The 19483-nt window shown below is 45.9% G+C and carries 15 protein-coding genes; 8 read left to right on the forward strand and 7 right to left on the reverse strand.

Annotated features, from left to right (window positions below; translation table 11 throughout):
• Positions 1 to 824 precede the first annotated feature (824 nt).
• From BCU12_RS11825 to BCU12_RS11840, 4 genes are all read right to left on the reverse strand, one after another.
• Complete coding sequence (locus BCU12_RS11825) at positions 825 to 2033, reverse strand: BamA/TamA family outer membrane protein (protein ID WP_102404463.1); 1209 nt, start codon at positions 2031 to 2033, stop codon at positions 825 to 827.
• A 131-nt stretch (positions 2034 to 2164) separates the two neighbouring features.
• The gene (locus tag BCU12_RS11830) at positions 2165 to 3067 is read right to left on the reverse strand and encodes a LysR family transcriptional regulator (RefSeq protein WP_102404450.1); all 903 of its coding nucleotides are present in this window, start codon (positions 3065 to 3067) and stop codon (positions 2165 to 2167) included.
• A gap of 125 nt (positions 3068 to 3192) precedes the next feature.
• Entirely contained in the window at positions 3193 to 3804 is a 612-nt protein-coding gene (locus tag BCU12_RS11835; protein WP_102404451.1) for a DUF3299 domain-containing protein, read from the reverse strand.
• Between the two features lie 92 nt (positions 3805 to 3896).
• The gene (locus tag BCU12_RS11840; protein ID WP_102404452.1) at positions 3897 to 5420 is read right to left on the reverse strand and encodes a M20 family peptidase; all 1524 of its coding nucleotides are present in this window, start codon (positions 5418 to 5420) and stop codon (positions 3897 to 3899) included.
• Between the two features lie 299 nt (positions 5421 to 5719).
• Between BCU12_RS11840 and BCU12_RS11845 the strand changes: the two genes are divergently transcribed.
• The 5 genes from BCU12_RS11845 to BCU12_RS11865 all read left to right on the forward strand — a co-directional run bounded on the left by BCU12_RS11845 (position 5720) and on the right by BCU12_RS11865 (position 11160).
• The gene (locus tag BCU12_RS11845) at positions 5720 to 5932 is read left to right on the forward strand and encodes a DUF1656 domain-containing protein (protein WP_102404464.1); all 213 of its coding nucleotides are present in this window, start codon (positions 5720 to 5722) and stop codon (positions 5930 to 5932) included.
• Positions 5933 to 5942: 10 nt separating this feature from the next.
• Positions 5943 to 6806 (forward strand): HlyD family secretion protein, encoded by an 864-nt coding sequence (locus tag BCU12_RS11850; protein WP_102404453.1) that lies wholly within the window; start codon positions 5943 to 5945, stop codon positions 6804 to 6806.
• Between the two features lie 6 nt (positions 6807 to 6812).
• The gene (locus BCU12_RS11855; RefSeq protein WP_347231988.1) at positions 6813 to 8195 is read left to right on the forward strand and encodes an FUSC family protein; all 1383 of its coding nucleotides are present in this window, start codon (positions 6813 to 6815) and stop codon (positions 8193 to 8195) included.
• A 251-nt stretch (positions 8196 to 8446) separates the two neighbouring features.
• Entirely contained in the window at positions 8447 to 9205 is a 759-nt protein-coding gene (locus BCU12_RS11860) for a hypothetical protein (RefSeq protein ID WP_102404455.1), read from the forward strand.
• Positions 9206 to 9606: 401 nt separating this feature from the next.
• Positions 9607 to 11160: a hypothetical protein gene (locus tag BCU12_RS11865; protein ID WP_241909818.1), complete on the forward strand. Its 1554-nt coding sequence runs from the start codon at positions 9607 to 9609 to the stop codon at positions 11158 to 11160.
• Between the two features lie 583 nt (positions 11161 to 11743).
• Here BCU12_RS11865 and BCU12_RS11870 read toward each other — a convergent pair.
• Entirely contained in the window at positions 11744 to 13570 is a 1827-nt protein-coding gene (locus tag BCU12_RS11870; protein WP_102404457.1) for an ABC transporter ATP-binding protein, read from the reverse strand.
• An 886-nt stretch (positions 13571 to 14456) separates the two neighbouring features.
• On the opposite strand from BCU12_RS11870, the gene BCU12_RS11880 reads away from it, so the two are divergent.
• Complete coding sequence (locus tag BCU12_RS11880; protein ID WP_102404459.1) at positions 14457 to 15440, forward strand: arginine deiminase-related protein; 984 nt, start codon at positions 14457 to 14459, stop codon at positions 15438 to 15440.
• 112 nt (positions 15441 to 15552) lie between these two features.
• Here BCU12_RS11880 and BCU12_RS11885 read toward each other — a convergent pair whose 3' ends face one another.
• Both BCU12_RS11885 and BCU12_RS11890 read right to left on the reverse strand, forming a co-directional pair.
• A complete protein-coding gene (locus tag BCU12_RS11885) occupies positions 15553 to 16563 on the reverse strand; it encodes a 2-hydroxyacid dehydrogenase (protein ID WP_102404460.1) in 1011 nt (336 codons plus the stop codon).
• Between the two features lie 132 nt (positions 16564 to 16695).
• Positions 16696 to 18372, reverse strand: coding sequence for an amidohydrolase (locus BCU12_RS11890; protein WP_198599320.1), 1677 nt, complete (start codon positions 18370 to 18372; stop codon positions 16696 to 16698).
• 325 nt (positions 18373 to 18697) lie between these two features.
• Here BCU12_RS11890 and BCU12_RS11895 point away from each other — a divergent pair, with 325 nt between their 5' ends.
• Positions 18698 to 18958, forward strand: coding sequence for a DNA polymerase III subunit epsilon (locus BCU12_RS11895; protein ID WP_102404462.1), 261 nt, complete (start codon positions 18698 to 18700; stop codon positions 18956 to 18958).
• A gap of 195 nt (positions 18959 to 19153) precedes the next feature.
• The coding region (locus BCU12_RS11900; RefSeq protein ID WP_157939879.1) for a TSUP family transporter at positions 19154 to 19483 on the forward strand (330 nt) is incomplete at its 3' end.

A 19483-nucleotide genomic window follows, 5' to 3' on the forward strand; every position in this document is an offset into this window, starting at 1 on the left:
AAAGGGCTAAAGGGCTAACATCGATTGGGGCAATTACTTTTTAGGATCGCATCACTGGTGTGATAAATATTTTGTAAGTAACCTGTAGTAGATAAAACTGACAATGGCAAAGAGACTGAAAACCAGCTTTGATTCAATCTTGAACCACTCTCCAATTAGTGCTGTGAACAAGCACAGAATGGTTAAGTACATCGTATAAATTCGAAAATCCCTATTACTTATCAACAAGTTTTTAACGTCTTTATCGAAAACAATAAATGTAGAAAAGCAGATGAAGACTCCCATTCCTATCCAATTTAAACTAAGTGCAGAATATATAAATGAAAAAATAAAAAAGAAACCTAACGCACACGCCTGTGTCTTCAAAAATTGAAGGTTATTCTTTTTGGTCATGTTCATTTGCTCCATCTGCTAAGTTATCAAAGCCTTTCCTTAGTATCTAGGCTGAATTCTACATGTTCGCTTCAGCTCTAGTTGCCATGTTTGGCAAGCTTCTCGCACAACGCTCTAATAATCAATAAGTTGCTTTTCAGTCCTTTTTTCTTTGCAACTATCCACTCAAAATAGCAATGAAAAACTAAGTGGTATTCGCATGAATTAAATTTAGGAAAAGTCTTACTATACATAGGCGATTCATTCTAAGGCTAACTTGAAAAGGGGCAAATCTGAGTTAAGTCACCCCGCCAGGAAGGATCTGGACAAGAATGACTTAGACTTGATGCTTTAAGTCATGCAGTTCGGATAAGTTGAGTTGGGGTAAATCTAGCTCACTGCAGTCTGTCAAGTCAGTGACTATTCGACTCAGCTCTCTGTATTTAGCACAGTTAAAGTCCGCTCCCCATATTAAAGTACAGTGCACCTTCTTGGTCACTGAACGCAATATCGATGCCTAAACGCAGACCATAACGGCGGGCGATATGATATCGGAACCCCACCCCATAAGCGTCTACATGGTTCAGTGCGTCTGTCGTATCGCTTTGCTGCGCCACGCCATGACCATAAAATGCAGAGACTTTCCAACGATTATCAATGTCATAACTGAGCTGAGTCTGTGCGGTAAGTATTTCATCCCCCTGATAGCGATACGACGAAACACCTCGCAGCGCGACGTAAGGTTTAGTGGTCGGTGCTATCAAGAGCTCATCACTAGAAAAATGTTGATAGTTACCGGCAAATGCTAGGTTCCAAGCGTCACTCAGCGGTAAATAGATCTGCCCGTTAAGCGAAAGATTTTGATAACTGTAATCGCTACCGATCGCCTCATCATACGCCATATACTCAGCACTGAGCTGATACCCTTGCGTCGGATAAAACAAGTTGTCACGAGTATCGTAGTCAACTACCAACCCTAGCCCAGACGTCACTGATGCACTGTCTAACTCTTCAAGGTCAAAATGCTGACTCAGTTTATCAATTGCTTGTCCCAGTTTTCCGTAAAAATTCAGATCGACACTGGAGACCGCGAGTACTTGTTTGGCGCCTAACATCAGTGGCGTGTCCTTGACTCGAAATTGAAGTTTTTGCATCAAACCTGCGACTTGGGTCGTAGTACCAAACCTAAGGGTATCGATAGCAGGCAATGTTCCAATACCATCAAACTGTATGGGTTGGTAAATATCCAGCTTTGCTTCTCCAACGCCCAGCCCACCTGTGTATCGGATAGCATCTTTTAACCAAGAATGTCGATGCCCAGCGAACGCGAACCAAGAGCCATTTTCAGTTCCCGCAGCGCCGACCAAGGTAATCGCAGCGGGCATCAACTGGGCGCCACCATCAACCGCCGCGAAGGCTGCCTGTTTTCGCCTCGCTTTAGCCTGCTCATCTTCGTGCAAAAACAGGCCAGCGACGCCTCCGCCCGCGCCAACCGCTGGTTCGGTGATTAAGATCGGCACAGGCAAAAAGCCGTATGCGTTCTCAGCAATATGATGCCCAAGATCAAACTGCCCATCATGGTTGTCAAAAAACGAGGCGCTGGTGTATGAAGTGAAAAAGGTACTGGCACAAGCCAAGATCAGGGGACAAGTTTTGTTCATCATAGTCATCTCACAGTGAGCAGGAACTCAATGGCGGTGGCTCTAAGCCTTGAATGAGATGACTATAAACAAGCGAATGAAAGATTAAGAATCGCTTAAGTAGGACCTAATCCTACTTAAGCAAGCAAAGGCTAACGCGGTTTGTATTTCTGCACATGGTCGTTGACCGCCTTAACAATCGAACTCTTCACCTCTTTGATGTTTTTGGCATGCGGACACCACAAGGAGATCGGCAATTTCATTCCCTCTAATATTAAGTCAAGCTTAAGTTGCGAAACCCCTTCGACCGCAAATTGAGAGTCAGACAGCGCTTTTGGCAACCATGCCCAGCCAAGTCCTTCTTTGATCATTTTAATCACCAGTGCCAGTTGGTCGACTTGCTCATTATTGGCTGAAAATACGAACTTATCGCCCAAGCCCTCATCCACCAGTGATTTGAGCATAAACTGCCGCTCGATTTGTAGTTCACTCAACACCGAAGCTTTGTTCATTTGCGCCAATCGACCATCAGTTTGTACATAGGGTAGAAACTCTACATGGCCCAAAAATGTCGAGTCAAAACTATGGATTGCGGTGCTGTCATGAATATTCGCCAAGCCGAAATGAATGCTGCCATCAACGATGCCTTGCTTTATTTCATCGCGGCCACGCACAAGAAACTCTACGCGCATGGTCGGAAAATCTTGCGCTAATTGTTGACGAATCAGGTACAGGGCTTGATGGGGTATAAAACTTGGGTAGGCAATTACCACGCGTTCAAGACCGCCATAGGAAAGGCTGAGGGCGATTTTGTCAAACACGCGCGCTTGCTCGATCGCTTGCTTAGCATAATGATAAAGAAGATGACCGTCTTCGGTGGGTTCAACGGAACGACCAATTCGTTCAAACAGTGTGACCGCAAGCTGGTCTTCAAGATTAGTAATAACCTGACCTATGGTAGTGCGATGCTTATTGAGTTTTACCGCTGCTTTGCTAAAGGAAAGATGCTCATAGACGGTGACAAATGCTAACAACTGTTCGAGGCTGAAATTCATTGGACTTGCTTCCTGTAAACCATTGCCTACAAGATAGCACTTTTCGGCTTTCGCTCTCCAGTACAATCAATTATCTACGCCGGCGATAGTTGAAGCTCATTCACGACTCCCATCACCACACCGCCTTACTGAAAGGTCACGATGTCCGAGGCAGCGATGACATAACCCATCTCTATATCCTGATTGCCATCCGATAGCGCGACAGACGCGGACACGCCTCCTGCTTTGATATCCCCTTCAACCCAAACCGGTGTATAAAGGCTTTGCATTTGATACCCTTCAGGGAAATCGACCAAGATAGTTTGGTTAGCGGGTGGTGGCGGTGTATGGATACAAGCGCCCGCCGTCGGCACCAAAATAAATTGCGTACCAACCAAGCCTTCCATCTCTAGTGGCACCAAAAAGCCACCTAGTTTCATGTCATTCACTTCCAAATCCGCAATGATGGCATTGGCATAACGTTTACCACTTACTAGTTCATCAAGTGCCTGTCTCACGTTTAAACTACGTTTCTCTGCAAGCTCAATGCGCTTGATATAACCATCGTGCTCCATTGGACTGAGTTTGCGACTTTGCTGAGCCACTTCATAAACATAAATTTCTGTAACCAATGCTTTATCACTCGGAGATAGGCTCTGCTGTTGCGTGTTTTGCGGGCGAAGAGATTCCCATGACACAATCTCTGCTGCATTAACCAAAGGTGCCATCAGCGCCAACATTATCAATATGTTTTTCATTTGTTTGTTTCCCCAAAGTAGATAATGCATGTCGTCGCGTCAGATAGACGCGGTGACCGCAGCGCGTTGCGCCACGGTCAGTATTGTTGCGATTAAAGGTTTTCTAGGTTATCCATCAATTTGTAGAAGAATCCGATTGAGCGACCATATTCATCAACGAGAATACGTTCGTTTACACCATGGAAACCTTCGAACTCTTTCACATTTTCCAGTTGTATGGCGGTAATTGTGTACACATCCGGTGCAAAGTCACGCGCTTGGAAGTGCTTAGAGTCTGAGCCACCAATAACAAAGAATGGCGATACAATTAGATCATTACCCCAGGTTTGGCGAATGGTCTTCTCCAGCATTTTGTATCCTTCACCGTTTGGATCGGCCACATTCGTTGCTGGCGTTGAAGCTGAGATATCTCGTACTGTGATGCGCTCATCGCCGATGGCTTTTTTCACGTGTTCAATAATCACTTCGGGTGTATCACCAGGCATCGGACGGAAGTTCACCACCGCAGTTGCTGCTGGTGGCAGTACATTGTCTTTGATACCGGCATTGAACATAGTAACCGCTGTCGTGGTATGCAACATGGCACGCGTCACTTGGTTTTGCGACATGACATCAATAAACTTCTGCTCTAGGTCGCTGATTGAATCGTTTTCTCCATAGACCACCGCTTTATACATTGGCTGCTGGTCTTCAGGCAGCTCTGGCCCCATGAAGCGATATTGGTAACGAACCGCATCGTGAATTTTGTATGGGAACTGCGCTGCTTCGACTTTTTCTACTGCTTTTGCTAAAGCAACAATGTTCGACTCACCGGCTGGCTGTGAAGAGTGACCGCCAATACCATTGATTGCGATTTCCAGGCTCACGAAGCCTTTTTGGGCTATTCCAATCAATGCGGTATTTTCTCGAATACCTGGAAATATCCCGGGTACCAGTGGCGCAGACTCATCAATCACAAAGGCGATGTTGTCGTAACGCTGCTCAATAATATCCGCTGCGTGTTTTGCCCCTTCTGGACCGCCAACTTCTTCATCATGGCCAAACACAAACAAAATGGTGCGTTCTGGTTGGAAGTTTTCTTTAATTTTCATTTCAGTGGCTTCTAAAATGGCGTGAATTTGGTTTTTGTCATCTAGAGAGCCGCGGCCCCAGATGTAGCCATCTTTGATTTCACCAGAAAACGGCTCAACTTCCCATTGATCGCGTGATTCTTCTGCAATTGGCACCACATCCTGGTGAGCCATAAACATTGCAGGTGGCAGTGATGGATCTTTACCTTCCCATGTGTAAATCAAGCTAAATGGGCGCGGGTCGCCAACTAGCTCACGTTTCAGTGTTTTATGCACCAGAGGGTAAGATTCAACTAAGAAGTCATGGTAGTTTTTAAACGCCTCTTCATCAAAATCGCTGCGATCTTGATTCGAAATAGTTGGGAATTGAACCGCTTGAGAAAGTCGTTGTGCCGCGCCTTCTAGATCCACTTCCACTTCAACTTGTTCAACGCCTTGCATTTGCATTGAACTAAAATCTTGGTCTTCCACCGCCCAAGCAGACACACTTGCAGTAAGCGCAAGCGCTGAGGCGATACTTTTAAAGAGTTTGGTTTGATTAGTCATTACTAATTGCCTTCATTCGCGAGAAAATAATTTGAATCTGTATCGTGTTGATGGGCTCAGTATTGACGTTTTTTTTCTCGCAAACCAATCGCATATGAAGGACCAAACCCTACATATCCAAATCATCCTCAAATAGACGTTATTGCTTATTGAGGCGTACTTTTCATCTGTCTATTCACGCATTACATCGGTGTGAAGAAATCTCTTCTGGCTTGATGGATATGACCCTACATATGCGAGTGTTGAATAAGAACAACCACCGTTACTCTCTAGGCAAAGACCCTAAACAGAGAACACATATGCACGCTATCCCTCATGAAATCGCATGGGGTGAAGTCTATTTCACCCCTTTACTATTGGTTGCAGCCCTTGCTTATGGATTCACCCTAATCGCCACCAAAATTTCAGTCAAAACTGGTCTATATCGATACATATCTCATCCGACGTTGGCTGAGAGCAGTCTCTTTGTGATCTTTAGCGGCGTTATCAGCCAAGTCATTTCGATTGTTTAAGGAGGAGAAGATGATTCAGCGTTATTTGATAACCCTGCTCCTGGTACTCGGTGCTGGAGCAGTGATCGCCAACTTCTATTCGGTGTTCACGCAAAATCCGTGGACGCGCGATGGCCGCGTCAGTGCGTATATCGTCACGATTACGCCTCGTGTCACCGGCCAAGTGACCGCCGTTCATATCTCAGACAACAGCCAAGTCACTAAAGGCGATCTACTGTTTGAAATCGACGACAGCTTGTATCAAGCGGCGTATCACAAAGCCACCGCCTCCCAAGAGCAAGCCCAAGCCGCCCTCGACAAAGCGCTCAATGAAGAGAAGCGTGCAATCGCGCTGCAACGACGTACACCGGGCTCTGTTGCGACACTCACCCTCAATAACTTGAGCAACGCGGTCGACTCGGCTAGAGCTAACCTGAACCGAACCAAAGCCATGGTTGAGGAGGCCAAACTCAACCTTGATTACACCAAAGTCTACGCATCAACCGATGGTTTCATTACCAACTTTCATCTGCGGGTGGGGTCTCAGGTTGTGGCCAACAGCCCTGTTGTTGCTCTGATTGATGCCAATAGTTTCTGGGTAGAGGGCTATTTCAAAGAAACCGACCTAGAAGGCGTGGATCCCAAGGACAAAGCGTTTGTAACCTTGCTGATCGACCCAGACCAACCTTTAGAAGCTGAAGTGACCAGCATTGGCTACGGCATTGCCAAGCAAGACGGTATTACGGGAAATGAGCTACTGCCAACGGTGAATCCCAATTTTCAGTGGATTCGACTCGCTCAACGCATTCCGGTCAAAGTGACGTTAAAGCAGAGACCAAACAATGTGCAGTTGCGTGTCGGAATGACGGCATCGATAAAAATCATCAAGCAATAAGGTGTCATGATGCTCAATCACTCGACAAAAGAAGCGATAAAAGCAGCGCTGGCGATCGTCAGCGCCCTTTGTCTTGCCATCTGGTTTGAGTGGGATAAACCCTACTGGGCCGGCATCACCACCGCAGTTCTCGCCTTGAACGAAACGTTCGCGCACTCTTTGCAAAAAGGGAAAAATCGAGTGCTCGGCGCTTTAATGGGCGCCGGTTACGCGCTATTTTTGATTAGTTGTTTCTCTCAAGACCATTTTTTGTTTGTCGTGTTCTATACCTTGCTGCTCGCCGCCAGTCTGTTTATGGCGAGCGATGAAAAGCGCGGCTATATCTTTGTTCAAGGCTACACCGTATGCACCATCATCTGTTGTATGGGAGGCTTCGACAGCTTGAATACCTTTGACTACATCATTCTGCGGTTACTAGAAACCTTACTGGGTATTGGCGTATTTACCTTTGTATACCGACTGATTTGGCCTGTTAGTACTGAGAGTGTGTTTTCTCATCGCTATTGGCAGTTACATGCCGAGTTACAGCAAGCATTCAATTACTATCATCATAGCAGGCTGAATAGCGAGACAATGGAGCGTATTCAGTGCAGTGCGAGTCAACTTCATCACTTACTCGAACTCCCCAATCACGGCAGCTACGACTTGCAGTATTATCAGCATCAATGGTTGGAAAGAGTTCGAGAAATCGATGTGATTGTGCATATTCTTGAGAGCCTCAGCCATAAGCCCAGTGATTTGGCCAACTATCTCGCAGACATTGAGCGTAATCTCGAATCGACATGGAAAATGCCGCCCACTGAGCCTCTGCTGCCTCCAGATCTACTTGAAATGGCCCAACGTTACTCAAACCATAAGCCTTCGTTAAGGCAACGGAGCCTGAAACAACATATTGGTGACGATTGGAAAAAAGTGGTGCAAGGCACCAGTACGTTTCTTGCCTGTATATTGGCGTGGGTCTACCTGCCCGTGCCTGGTGGCTTCGTGTTCCCGATGATTGCCGGCATTTTTGCCACCAATCTCCCTCCCTTACCCACTAGCGCAATAAGAGATGCATTCTTTGGCGCCGTTGGCTTAGGTGGATTCTACTTATTACAGTATTCGCTGATCATGCCATCCTTTACTGAGTTGTGGCAGTTACTCGCGTTTTACTTCATAAATATTGTTGCCATTTGGAAGGTGTTCGATAACGTACGACTGGGGATCTTTCGAGTCCTTGGAGTTAACTTGCTGTTGGTGCTCTCTTCAAGCGCATTAAACCTCACTCCTTATTACAATATCGAAATGCCGCTGATGATGTTGGTCTATGTGTTGATCATCTTAGCGATAGCCAAACTTGTTTCCGATCTTCTTACACCCTGTGAAACGAAAGTCGCGTTCGATAAATAATCACTGCCTTGTTCCTCAGGCTTACAGAGCGTCATCAATTTAACAGCCTTGGTTTTCGCCAAGGCTGTTTTTGTTTCACCAAACACTCAGCTCTTGCTCGCCACACGGGGAAAGATCACAACCTCATCATCATAAACACGGTTTCACACCCACTTTGTAGGATTCAATCCGTCATATGCGATTAACTCGCTTTCAAATTGCCTCATAAAATCTCCACATACCCAATCAATACAACTTGTGGAATCTATACTATGAACCATTTTAAAAAAGCACTTTTAACCACTCTTATCGGTACTACGCTTGTTGCAGGCGCTCACGCTGCAGACAATGCAAACAGCGAAGCGCTTGACGCGTCAGATATGACTCGTGCTTACTCAACCTTTTATGTCGGTGCGAGCAATAACGGTGACGTTAAAGCCTCTGGGTCTATCTCATACCAATACGAAAATGGTATGGAGTCGATGTTCTCGTTAGAAGGAACGATGAACAAAGAAGGCGGGTACAGTGATAGCCGCTTCCAGTACTTCCATGTGTTTAATACAGGGAATTCTGTCTCACCACGTGTCGCGGTCTCGCTTGATGTCATCGACAATGATATAGCAACCACGGCCGCACTCGGTGCCATTTCAATTTTCCGCACCCCAATTGACTCATTGACCTTTTTTGCGCGAGTTGGCGCACTAACCGGTACTTATTCGGACCAATCAATGAATGCGTTTAACGTCACTGACGATAGCCTAGTTGGTGGAATGGGCGCGGCATACGCGGTATGGAAAACCGGTCAAGATGGTACTTTCTTAGCGTTATACCCAGAGGCGACATACTTGAGCGGTGATATCGATTCGACCACAGTGAAAACCACCTTGATGGCAGCGACACCACTGAGCGCGGATAAAACCCGTTGGGGCCAAGTTAAGTTTGAAAACACCTCTGGCAGCATGGAATCGAGCAGTAAATCCGTCGACATCAATGAGAATCGCGTATGGTTTAACTACAAAGTGTACCTATAACTCTCTGCTCTAATCTGTCCTTAAATCAGCCTGCGTGAAAACGCAGGCTTTTTTGTTTTGGCCAATCAGTAAGGTCCATTTCTCTCGCGCTAATTCGGTAGGATCTCGTCCTCCAAACCCGATTATTGGCGCGCAGCGTTCGACGATAAAATCATTGCCAAGCCCACGTATTGAGCTTGGGCCATGAACACAACCACACAGAACAAGGCGGTTCTGTGATTAGCAAACCATCGCATTTTCATAGGGGTGAGAATCGATGGATTTGGAATAAAACAACTATGCGTACACCAGCACACAAACTGATTCTACTGACTGCACTTATTAGCTCACTCGTCAGCTTTGGCAGCCTTGGCGCAGAACAACCGCAAAAGACGACTGGCATTCAAACCTACTCAGAAATCATGGCTCATGGTCAAGAGGTGTTTAATCGCTATGGCATCAGCGACGATTTACCACGCTTGGGTTTAAGCTCGCTCACTGCCGGAGAGCACTTAGTTGAACATGTTGAGCGCCAAATCACTATCGGTGACCAAGTGCGCAAGTCTCGAGTTTTCCTGGTCAAAGATACCGACGAAAAAGGCAATATTGATTTACGTATCAAGTACAACCCCAGTGAACTGGATGAGCAAGATGATGCGATCAGCGAAATTGAACGTAACACTCGCACAGAATATCGGTTACGTGATTACGCACAAAGCTACGATCCAACCAGCGTTACAGCCACAGACATGCCCGATGGCACCAGTATCGTGAGCTTCAATTATTCTAAATATGGTTTGCCTCAAGACATCGCGTACTTTCGCTTCATGCGTGTTGATGTCACGGTAAAAGATGGCGTGCCACTGCTGATGACCATTACCAACGCAAAACCATTTGACTATGATGGTGTCCGTGTGGCCAGCTATCGCCAAACCATCACTTTCGCGACGCTCGATAGCGGCAAGCTGATCCTGTTCAAAAAAGAGATCGACATTAATGGCAGCAAGAGGAACCAACCTGTTCATGTCAGTTCCGTCGCTCAACCTGTAGCGCTTTATAGTGAAGAGCGGGGCGTGGACATCATTCATCAAGCGCTGCTTACCGAAGTATCAGACCCACGCATTCGTGAAGTAAGTGTCAAACTGGATCGCATCTTTCCATTAATGGGAGATATAGTACGAAGAAAAGGGATTGATCTGCCACTACCGTATGGGGTGTCTGTGGCCTATCGAAGTCAAAACATGAACATTCCCTTTAACGACTTTACCATCGATGGTGTGAGACTGAACGACCTGTTTGATCCTGAGGATTCTATTGGGACAGTCAAAGCCGAGAGCCTAAACATTCGTGGTGATATCAACATTCTTCCTTTTTGGAATGTGTTTGGCTACATCGGAAAAATTAACGTCGATGCTAAGGTAGATGCAGAGTACACCGGCGCGGCGGGAGAGTTCATCCGTGATAAGCTCAACCAATTACCAGCACTGCCGGGACGTCCAGGACTTGGTGATAAGTTCTGTGATAGTGAAACTTACGGTCGCTTGTGTCACACCAGCAATGTTGGGATCCCGCTGCACCTTGAATACGATTTACGTGGTGTCGGCACCACACTCTCCGTAGGGTATCGCGAGTTTTTTGCTTCGGTGACAGGCACGGTCTCACAAACACGCCTTAAGGGCACCACTGAGTGGGGCGACCCCATTGCCACCATTCAGCCTATGCTTGGCTATCAGTTGGTTGACTATCGGGCACAACTCTTTGTCGGGGCTGAATACCAAGGCCTTGAACCACGCCTGGATGGGCATGTTAAAGCCGACGATATCGAATTCGATTACGACATCGGCGTAGATTTGAACAAATGGGCGTATGTTGTCGGGTTTAACAAGCAATTTGGCAGAAACTACAATCTGACCTATATGTTTAATAAAGGCGAAACGCGAGATTCGATGACGTTAAATTTTGGCTATCGCTTCTAACCCCACTCATTGCGCGCTTGGCTCAGCCCCTACTGAGCTGGGCGCATTCTCTTTCAATAAGACTTTGAACACTATCGATTTGTGCTAGCAATTAGTCTTTTCATTTACACTGAGTTACAACATCGCAGAGAGTTATTAGAAAATTTATTGCTACTCAGTTATTAGGTGGCAGGAAGAAAGCTGTTTGCTAACGCATATTGGGGCAAAGGCTAGTTACCTGACATGGTTGGTCCAATTGTGTTGGATGCATTGCTAAACTCGTGACATATTGATGCTTTCAAGTACAGACTTTCCCCCTTTAAGGTACGGCGATTGGTATTGTGACTATTTGTCTTTTGACCTAACGCTTAATTGGGTTCATTGTGGATTCTCGGCCATCAAAAAATCGAGCAAACAATGGCTTATTCTCACTTCTCTCCCGACCATCTCATGCAAGCTGTTCAGCTCAATCCGTTAGAAAATTAGTGGCGACAAAATGGCGAAAAATCTAAGCTATTGTCGGTTAAAGCCCTTTATTGTCAGATTTTAGCGTTTAGAGAAAAAACCCTAACCCAATATAATCAAAGAGTTAGGGGTTATAAGGTTAGTCGCTGATGAAACCACCCGTTTGGTGTGCCCAAAGCTGTGCGTAAATGCCTTTGTGATCGATCAACTCTTGGTGAGTGCCTTGCTCAACAACATTGCCTTTATCTAAGACAATTAGACGGTCCATTGCGGCAATGGTTGACAATCGGTGCGCTATCGCGATAACCGTTTTGCCTTCCATTAACTCGTTAAGGCTTTCTTGAATCGCGGCTTCAACCTCTGAATCCAGCGCTGAGGTTGCTTCATCCAGCACAAGAAGTGGTGCGTCTTTCAGAAGAACACGAGAGATAGCCACTCGCTGACGTTGCCCACCTGAGAGCTTAACACCACGCTCACCTACCTGAGCATCATAACCCACGTTACCAAATGGGTCTGTTAGCGATTGAATAAACTCATCGGCTTGCGCTTGTTTGGTTGCTTTAATCAGGTCTTCTTCTGATGCATCAGGGTTTCCGTACAAGATGTTATCTCGAATCGAGCGGTGCAGCAGCGAGGTATCTTGCGTCACCATGCCAATATTGCTACGCAGTGAATCTTGAGTGATGTCTGAAATGACCTGGCCATCAATCTTAATTTTGCCACTTTCCACATCGTGGAAACGAAGAAGTAAGTTCACCAGAGTCGATTTACCAGCGCCAGATCGTCCAACTAAACCGACTTTTTCTCCCGGCTTGATGTCTAGGTTGAGGTTACTGATCACACCTTTGTTCTCGCCATAATGGAAGCTGACGTCTTCAAAGCTAATCCCACCGTGAGGAACCGTTAGTGGCTTCGCATTCGGCTTATCTTCAATATCGACGGGTTTGGCGAGTGTTTTCATTCCATCGACAACGGTACCCATGTTTTCAAACAGGGCACTGACTTCCCACATGATCCACATCGACATACCGTTGATACGAAGCGCAAGACTGATCGCAATCGCAATGGCTCCCACCGTAATTGAGCCATCCATCCACAAGTAGATAGAAAGCGCAGCCACTGAGAAAACAAGAATATAGTTGGTGATCTCGACCAGAACATCAAACCCAGTCACCAAACGCATCTGTTTGTACACAGTGTTCAGGAAGCCTTTCATGCCTGATTCAGCGTATTCTGTTTCACGTTTACTGTGAGAAAACAGCTTAACCGTCGCGATGTTGGTGTAACTATCGACAATACGGCCCGTCATGGTCGAACGGGCATCCGCTTGTTCAGCTGCGACTTTTTTCAGTCTTGGCACAAAATAGAGCTGAATACCGACATAGCAAGCGAGCCAGATAACCATAGGGATCATCAATCGCCAGTCAGCGTACGCCAGTAAAAAGACAATAGAAGTGAAGTAAACCCCGACATAGACGAAGACATCCATGGTTTTCATGACGGTTTCACGCACTGCGAGAGAAGTTTGCATGACCTTAGTGGCAATTCGGCCTGCAAAGTCATCCTGATAGAAATTCAAGCTTTGTTTTAGAAGGTAACGGTGTGCTAACCAACGAATCGACATTGGGTAGTTTCCGAGCAAAGTTTGATGGATCAGTAAGGAGTAACCGACCACCAAAACCGGCATCACGACAAGTAACAGGATACTGTAGCCAATGAGCATGCTGCTGTTTTCTTGCCAGAAGGTTTCTGGATTGCTGGTGGAGAGCCAGTCAACAAGCTGTCCCATTGCACCAAACAGTGACACTTCCACAATGGCGACGATGGTCGACATAATGGACATGATGATCAGTGGAATCTCAAATCCACGCGTGTAATAGCGGCAAAACGCAAAAATGCCACTGGGTGGTTGCCCTGGCTCTTCATTGGGAAACGGTTTGGTAAAGCTTTCGAACTTCTTGAACATAAATCATCCTAAAGTTATGTCTGTTCTTGGTGTATGTCGTGCTATCTAGCAAATTGAGCAGTATTTGGCTTTATTTGAAGGCTTAGGTATTACTCAGACTAATGAAAATGCTGGTATCGCAAGCGAACAAAAAGCGGTATTGAATCAGCACTGAACAGTGAAAATCTCCGAGAGAGGGGGCTATTTTTACACGGTTTTGTATGACCTACCAGTTCAATGTCGAGACCTGTACCAAAAATATTCACTACCTGAATGATAGACAGCGAATGACTCGCTGAATCTGTGCGCTTTAAGTGCGACGAGTCAACCAAACGGATTGGGTTTGATTTTCAACCCATGGGAGATTGAGGGGAGTTCGACTTCTATAGCAGACATGAGGGAAATATTTTCTTGTCGTGAAATGGTAAATCTTCCGAATTGTCTTACGGTAATATCGGCAGCATCAAAACAAACAAGAGACACACCAATGATCATAAACTTTACAGCCTTTGGGCGCTTTAAATCCATGAGTGCCATTCACATGTCTGTTGCGCAGATAGAAACTCTGATTGCCGACTTCAGTGGTTACCTCAGTCACGAATCTTAGTCGTGCTTCTGATAGGTAGTATGGCCGTCTCATTGATATCAAACCTGAAGAGTCAAGAACGTTACCCAACGCTTTGAGAGGGCATGGAATATGAAATGTCATCAATATGTTGTGGATTCGGCGTTAACTATTTTGGACTAGTTCACTGAATACGGAATTCGTGACAGTAAATATTGCTGCAAAATTAGGTTCATACAGTGAATTACTAATGTTGATGAGCGATATTATAGTAACTTCAGTAAAATCTCGGTTAACAAAGTGTTTACAATTGCGGTTCGTAAGCAAAAATGAGCCAAGACGATGTTGCATAATAAAAAGCCGAAGGCTGTTTCTAACCCTACTTATCCAATTCAAAACGCGAACTGTGTCGTCATGGTTTCGCCAAAAGAATTTACCTTTAACCCTGAAACTGCGGTTGATAATGAGTTTCAGCACCAGCTCGATTTGAGCCAAGATCAGGTGCATTTTCAAGTGATGCGTGAGTATCGTCAAATGGTTGAAGGGCTACGTAACGAAGGTGTACAGGTCATCGATTTTGATTACACCTTGTCCGAGACGGCAACCCCTGACGCGGTATTCCCAAATAATTGGTTTAGCACCACGACTTCTGGCGAACTCTACACCTTTCCGATGGCCTGTGAAAATCGCCGTCATGAGGTTAGGGTTGATGCCCTAAAAGAGGCTTTCAAAAATGCAGGGCGCAATGTTGAGCGTGTTGACTCTTTGGAAGAGTACTCCGAGCAGAATGCCTATCTTGAAAGTACTGGTGTTATGGTGAAAGACCACAGTAATCGCACTGTCTACGCCGCGTTGTCACAGCGTTGTGACAGAGAAGTACTCGAAGAGTATGCAAAGCGTATCGGTTACCATCGTGTTATTTCATTTCAAACGGCATTGCCATCAGGCCACCCTGTTTATCACACCAATGTAATGATGGCGATCGGCGAAAACTTCACTGTAATCTGCGATGAAGTGATACCAGAATTTGAGCGTCGCTTTGTGATTAAGTCGCTGTCCAAAAGCAAGCAAGTGATTTCGATTTCCATTGAGCAGATGAACCAGTTCTGCGGCAATATACTTCAGCTTGAGACAGTGAATGGCAATAAAGTCATCGCAATGTCGCAGTCCGCTTATGATGCGTTCTCTCCGGCTCAACTGGCTCAGCTTTCGACACACGGAAAACTGCTGCCATTTGATGTCAGTACGATAGAGTCGATTGGTGGAGGCAGCGTACGCTGTATGTTGGGTGAAGTGTTTTTGCCGACGCGCAAGAAAATGCTCTAACGGTTTTTCCGCAATACTCACTATATAGATTCAAAAGCCACTTCCTTGGAAGTGGCTTTTATCATTTTGTCAGAGCGATGGAGATCGGCTTAGGTTAGCCAGTGTGAATCGGTCAGTTAGAGACTTCATTTCCGTTAGCCTTTCCTTGGTGGAAAGCGAGGGCATTGTCCAGCGTCGTTTCAGCAATGTTTTGCAACGCTTCATGCGTTAAGAATGCCTGATGACCCGTAAATATCACATTGTGGCAGGCTGATAAGCGGCGGAACACATCATCTTGAATGACTTCGGCAGAGAGATCTTCAAAGAACAGCGATTTTTCGTGTTCATAGACATCCAGTGCTAACCCACCCAAGGTCCCGTCTTTCAAGGCTTCAATACAGCTTTGAGAGTCGACTAGTTTACCTCGACTGGTGTTAATTAGAATCGTGCCTTTGTTCATGCGTTGAAACGCTTTAGGACCGATGAGGAACTCGTTCTCTGGCGTCAGTGGGCAATGAAGGGAGATGATACTCGAATGAGAAAGCAGCGTATCCAGATCGACGTATTCGACACCGAGTTGAATGGCTTCTTCGCTTGGATAGGGATCGTAGGCGAGCAGTTTACAGCCAAACCCTTTCAAAATACGCAGCGCGGCTAACCCAATTTTCCCGGTACCGATCACACCGGCCGTTTTACCAAAAATGTTGAACCCAGTGAGGCCTTCCAATGAGAAATTGGCGTCTCGGGTGCGTTGGTATGCTTTGTGGATTCGACGGTTGAGAGTCATCATTAGCGCGATTGCGTGCTCAGCAACGGCTTCTGGCGAGTAAGCAGGCACTCTAGAGACTGTGATGCCTAGTCGGGCGGCAGTGTCTAAATCGACATTATTGAATCCGGCGCAGCGCATGAGCACCAGTTTTATGCCTTTTTTAGACAACACTTCGAGCGTTTCTTTACCGAGGTCATCATTAACGAAGGCGCAAACGGCGTCACTTCCCTTTGCTAATCGGGCTGTTTTGGCATCGAGTGTGGTATCAAAATAGTCAAGTGAAAGCGTTTCTTGATCTTGAATACTCAAGGTTGACCGTTGGTGCTCAAAGCTTTCTTGATCGTAGCGTTTGGCACTGAAAAGCGAAATCTTCATAGCATACTCCTAGTGAGTTCAGCGTATCGAGACACTATTGTTGTAATTAAATTACAGAATCAGTGTACGTTACACGTAAATCATGTGCAATTATGATCGGAAGGTTTCATTCAAGAGTCAAAGTAAACTGGGTTAATTCTCATTATCAAACACCACCTTGCCTTGCAGAATGGTCATCAAAATATCGGTTTGAGCGATGTCATCTGGTGACAAACGAGTGATATCTTGACCGAGCACGACGAAATCGGCGGATTTACCCACCTCAATAGAGCCCGTGATCTCATGAATATTCAAACTCTTGGCTGCATTGATGGTATAGGCTTCAATCGCTGAATCTATGTCGGGTAAGCCAGTTGCTCCCATACGCAAGCTGTTCGCAATACCAACCAAAGGGTTGATGTCATTGACGTTCCAATCACTGCTTAGCGTAACGTTCGCACCTGTATCGAAAATGGCTTTGAGGTTCATCATTGAACGTGCTCTTAGGGCACCAATGAAGGTTTCGGCCCATTGGTGATCATGAAGTGCCACGTATTCAGAGCCCACCTGAAAATCGGCCGTAACATTAAGTGCAGCGAAACGCTTTACATCCTTTGGATCAATAAGCTCTATATGGGTGAGGGTATAGGCTTTATCGCCACCTGATTTCCTAACGGTCTCTATGCTATTGAGAGATTCGCGCACGGCACCATCACCAATGGCATGAATGTGCGCGCTATAGCCGATGTTATTGAGTTCGATTAACCACGACTCTAGCTGACTCGGGGGAATGTAATTGATGCCGTAAGGCGACTCAGGGAGATAGGTCTCCAAATAAGGCGCGAGCGTTTTAGCGGTGCCGTTAATGAAGATCCCATCGCTGTACATTTTCACCTGATCGACAAGCAATAATCGTGAACGATCGTCAGACTGAATGGTTTGTAGGTATTTGAGTTGCGATGGCATCGCGTCGGCAGGGTAGATCCAGGGCCTTAATGAGACACGTGCGGTCAGATCTTGGTTTTCCTCAGCTTGAACCCAGACATCATACCATTGTCGCTTCCAGTAGAGTCTTCCATCACCAATGGTCGTGATCCCGTGTGCAGCGGCTTCTTCCAGCCCGTTCATCAGCCCTTCGTAGCTAAGATCTTGTTGATTTTCAATGCTGTTCCAGGCGATCTCCATGACCTGATCTCCGGCGTTGTCCATCAAGATGCCAGTGAGATCACCAGTGTGTGCATCTTTTAAGATCTTGCCACCTTGAGGGTCGGCGCTTTCGTTTGTGATGCCCACAATTTCCAGTGCGGCGGAGTTGACCCACATGGAATGCGAGGTTTGCTCCATGAGTACAACGGGTTGATGCGGAAATATCTGATCTATAACCTCTAGTGGCGTTTGTTGATTGCTCTCATCTAACAAGCTTTCTAAGGTGAAGCCATAGCCGATTAGCCATTGATTTTCTTTGCTATTGCGTTGGCACGCTTTTAAAAATGGAATTTGGCCTTGAAGAGACGCGTCTAAGCTTAATTCGCAATTTCCACCCATTTCTGAGGCCGCTTCGAATACGTGGTTATGGTTATCGATGAAGCCGGGCAAGACGAAGGTATCATCCATATCAATGAGGTGTGTTTTGGCATCTCGAAACGCATCAGAGTCTGAATACCGACCGATGAACACAATCTCCCCATCTTGAATAGCGATGACGTCAGCGTCACTGTGATTGTATATGTTGGCGTTGACTAAAATCGTGTCGGCGTGCTGTTCCGAATGGGCATAAGGAGCCAAAACCAAAAGCGAAGCGATGATCGCCAGTTGTTTCATTGTGTTCATTGCGTCGTCCCAGACTATAGATTGCCGTTATGAGTAAAGTATAGATAACGATGATTCTTTCATTCGAGTTTGGCGTTTTTAGATAGCGCCATCTTTAAGGGCATCGATACCTGTTTACTAGAACTAGAACTAGAACTAGAACTAGAACTAAAGCTAAACAAGCAGCCACGGCAAAGTTGAAAGACACCAGAAGATACGCATTACAACACATCTCCCCACGACTAATATGCTAAAATTGCCTCATCAGCCCGATGAATGTTCAATGCATCTCATTTTCAACTGAGCACGTACCTATTACCATGATTGATTACACAGGATATGAGAGATGAGCAAGTTAACGGCCGCAGAACGCAAAGCACGCGATGATGAACGATTTTCACAGCGAGTAGCAGAGCGCAGAGAAAAAGGCGAAGACGTGATTGCTTATGCACTCGCCACAAAAAAAGCGGTGAAGTTTCTTACTAAATCAGAGCGTAAAGCAATGAACGTAAGAAAAGCGGAGTTGCTCGAAGAGAAACGTATTAAAGAGAAAGAAGAGTTAGAGAGAATTGAAGCGACGTTCACCGCTGCGCAAGATGACGAATAAGCTGGGATCGTTTCGCTTGACCTGAATAGCTAACAATAGAAATGAAAGAAAAACGCCTTACTTCGGTAAGGCTTTTTTATGCCGGTAAGAAATTCAACCCATTCCCTATTGGAATAGGTATCTATCCAATGTTTCGCTGGTCGACGGTCTAATAGTGGGTAGTATTGCAGTATCAATCTGTAAATTGTGAGCAAAATGGACATTACTTTCGACATACTGACGATGCTTTTTTTCGTTGCAGGGATAGCCGGTTTCATTGATGCCATGGCAGGCGGCGGCGGGCTTTTAACCCTACCTGCGCTGCTCTCTGTTGGTGTTCCTCCGACTCAAGCGCTCGCAACCAATAAGCTGCAAAGCTCGTTTGGCAGTTTTTCTGCGTCCTGGTATTTCGTTCGCAATGGCATCGTCAATCTGAAAGAGATGCGCCTAGCCATACTTTGCACGTTTATTGGCTCTGCCGTTGGTGCGGAGTTGGTTCAACATATTGATGCGGGTGTATTAACCAGCCTGATCCCAATTTTATTG

Source organism: Vibrio sp. 10N.261.55.A7 (assembly GCF_002877365.1).
In the GTDB taxonomy this organism is placed as follows: Bacteria; Pseudomonadota; Gammaproteobacteria; order Enterobacterales; family Vibrionaceae; genus Vibrio.

Coding starts and splice junctions, on each gene's coding strand:
- BCU12_RS11855 (WP_347231988.1), top strand. CDS start 6,813: ATGATGCTCAATCACTCGACAAAAGAAGCGATAAAAGCAGCGCTGGCG.
- BCU12_RS11835 (WP_102404451.1), bottom strand. CDS start 3,804: ATGAAAAACATATTGATAATGTTGGCGCTGATGGCACCTTTGGTTAAT.
- BCU12_RS11825 (WP_102404463.1), bottom strand. CDS start 2,033: ATGAACAAAACTTGTCCCCTGATCTTGGCTTGTGCCAGTACCTTTTTC.
- BCU12_RS11850 (WP_102404453.1), top strand. CDS start 5,943: ATGATTCAGCGTTATTTGATAACCCTGCTCCTGGTACTCGGTGCTGGA.
- BCU12_RS11880 (WP_102404459.1), top strand. CDS start 14,457: ATGTTGCATAATAAAAAGCCGAAGGCTGTTTCTAACCCTACTTATCCA.
- BCU12_RS11890 (WP_198599320.1), bottom strand. CDS start 18,372: ATGAACACAATGAAACAACTGGCGATCATCGCTTCGCTTTTGGTTTTG.
- BCU12_RS11870 (WP_102404457.1), bottom strand. CDS start 13,570: ATGTTCAAGAAGTTCGAAAGCTTTACCAAACCGTTTCCCAATGAAGAG.
- BCU12_RS11865 (WP_241909818.1), top strand. CDS start 9,607: ATGGCTCATGGTCAAGAGGTGTTTAATCGCTATGGCATCAGCGACGAT.
- BCU12_RS11840 (WP_102404452.1), bottom strand. CDS start 5,420: ATGACTAATCAAACCAAACTCTTTAAAAGTATCGCCTCAGCGCTTGCG.
- BCU12_RS11895 (WP_102404462.1), top strand. CDS start 18,698: ATGAGCAAGTTAACGGCCGCAGAACGCAAAGCACGCGATGATGAACGA.
- BCU12_RS11860 (WP_102404455.1), top strand. CDS start 8,447: ATGAACCATTTTAAAAAAGCACTTTTAACCACTCTTATCGGTACTACG.
- BCU12_RS11845 (WP_102404464.1), top strand. CDS start 5,720: ATGCACGCTATCCCTCATGAAATCGCATGGGGTGAAGTCTATTTCACC.
- BCU12_RS11885 (WP_102404460.1), bottom strand. CDS start 16,563: ATGAAGATTTCGCTTTTCAGTGCCAAACGCTACGATCAAGAAAGCTTT.
- BCU12_RS11830 (WP_102404450.1), bottom strand. CDS start 3,067: ATGAATTTCAGCCTCGAACAGTTGTTAGCATTTGTCACCGTCTATGAG.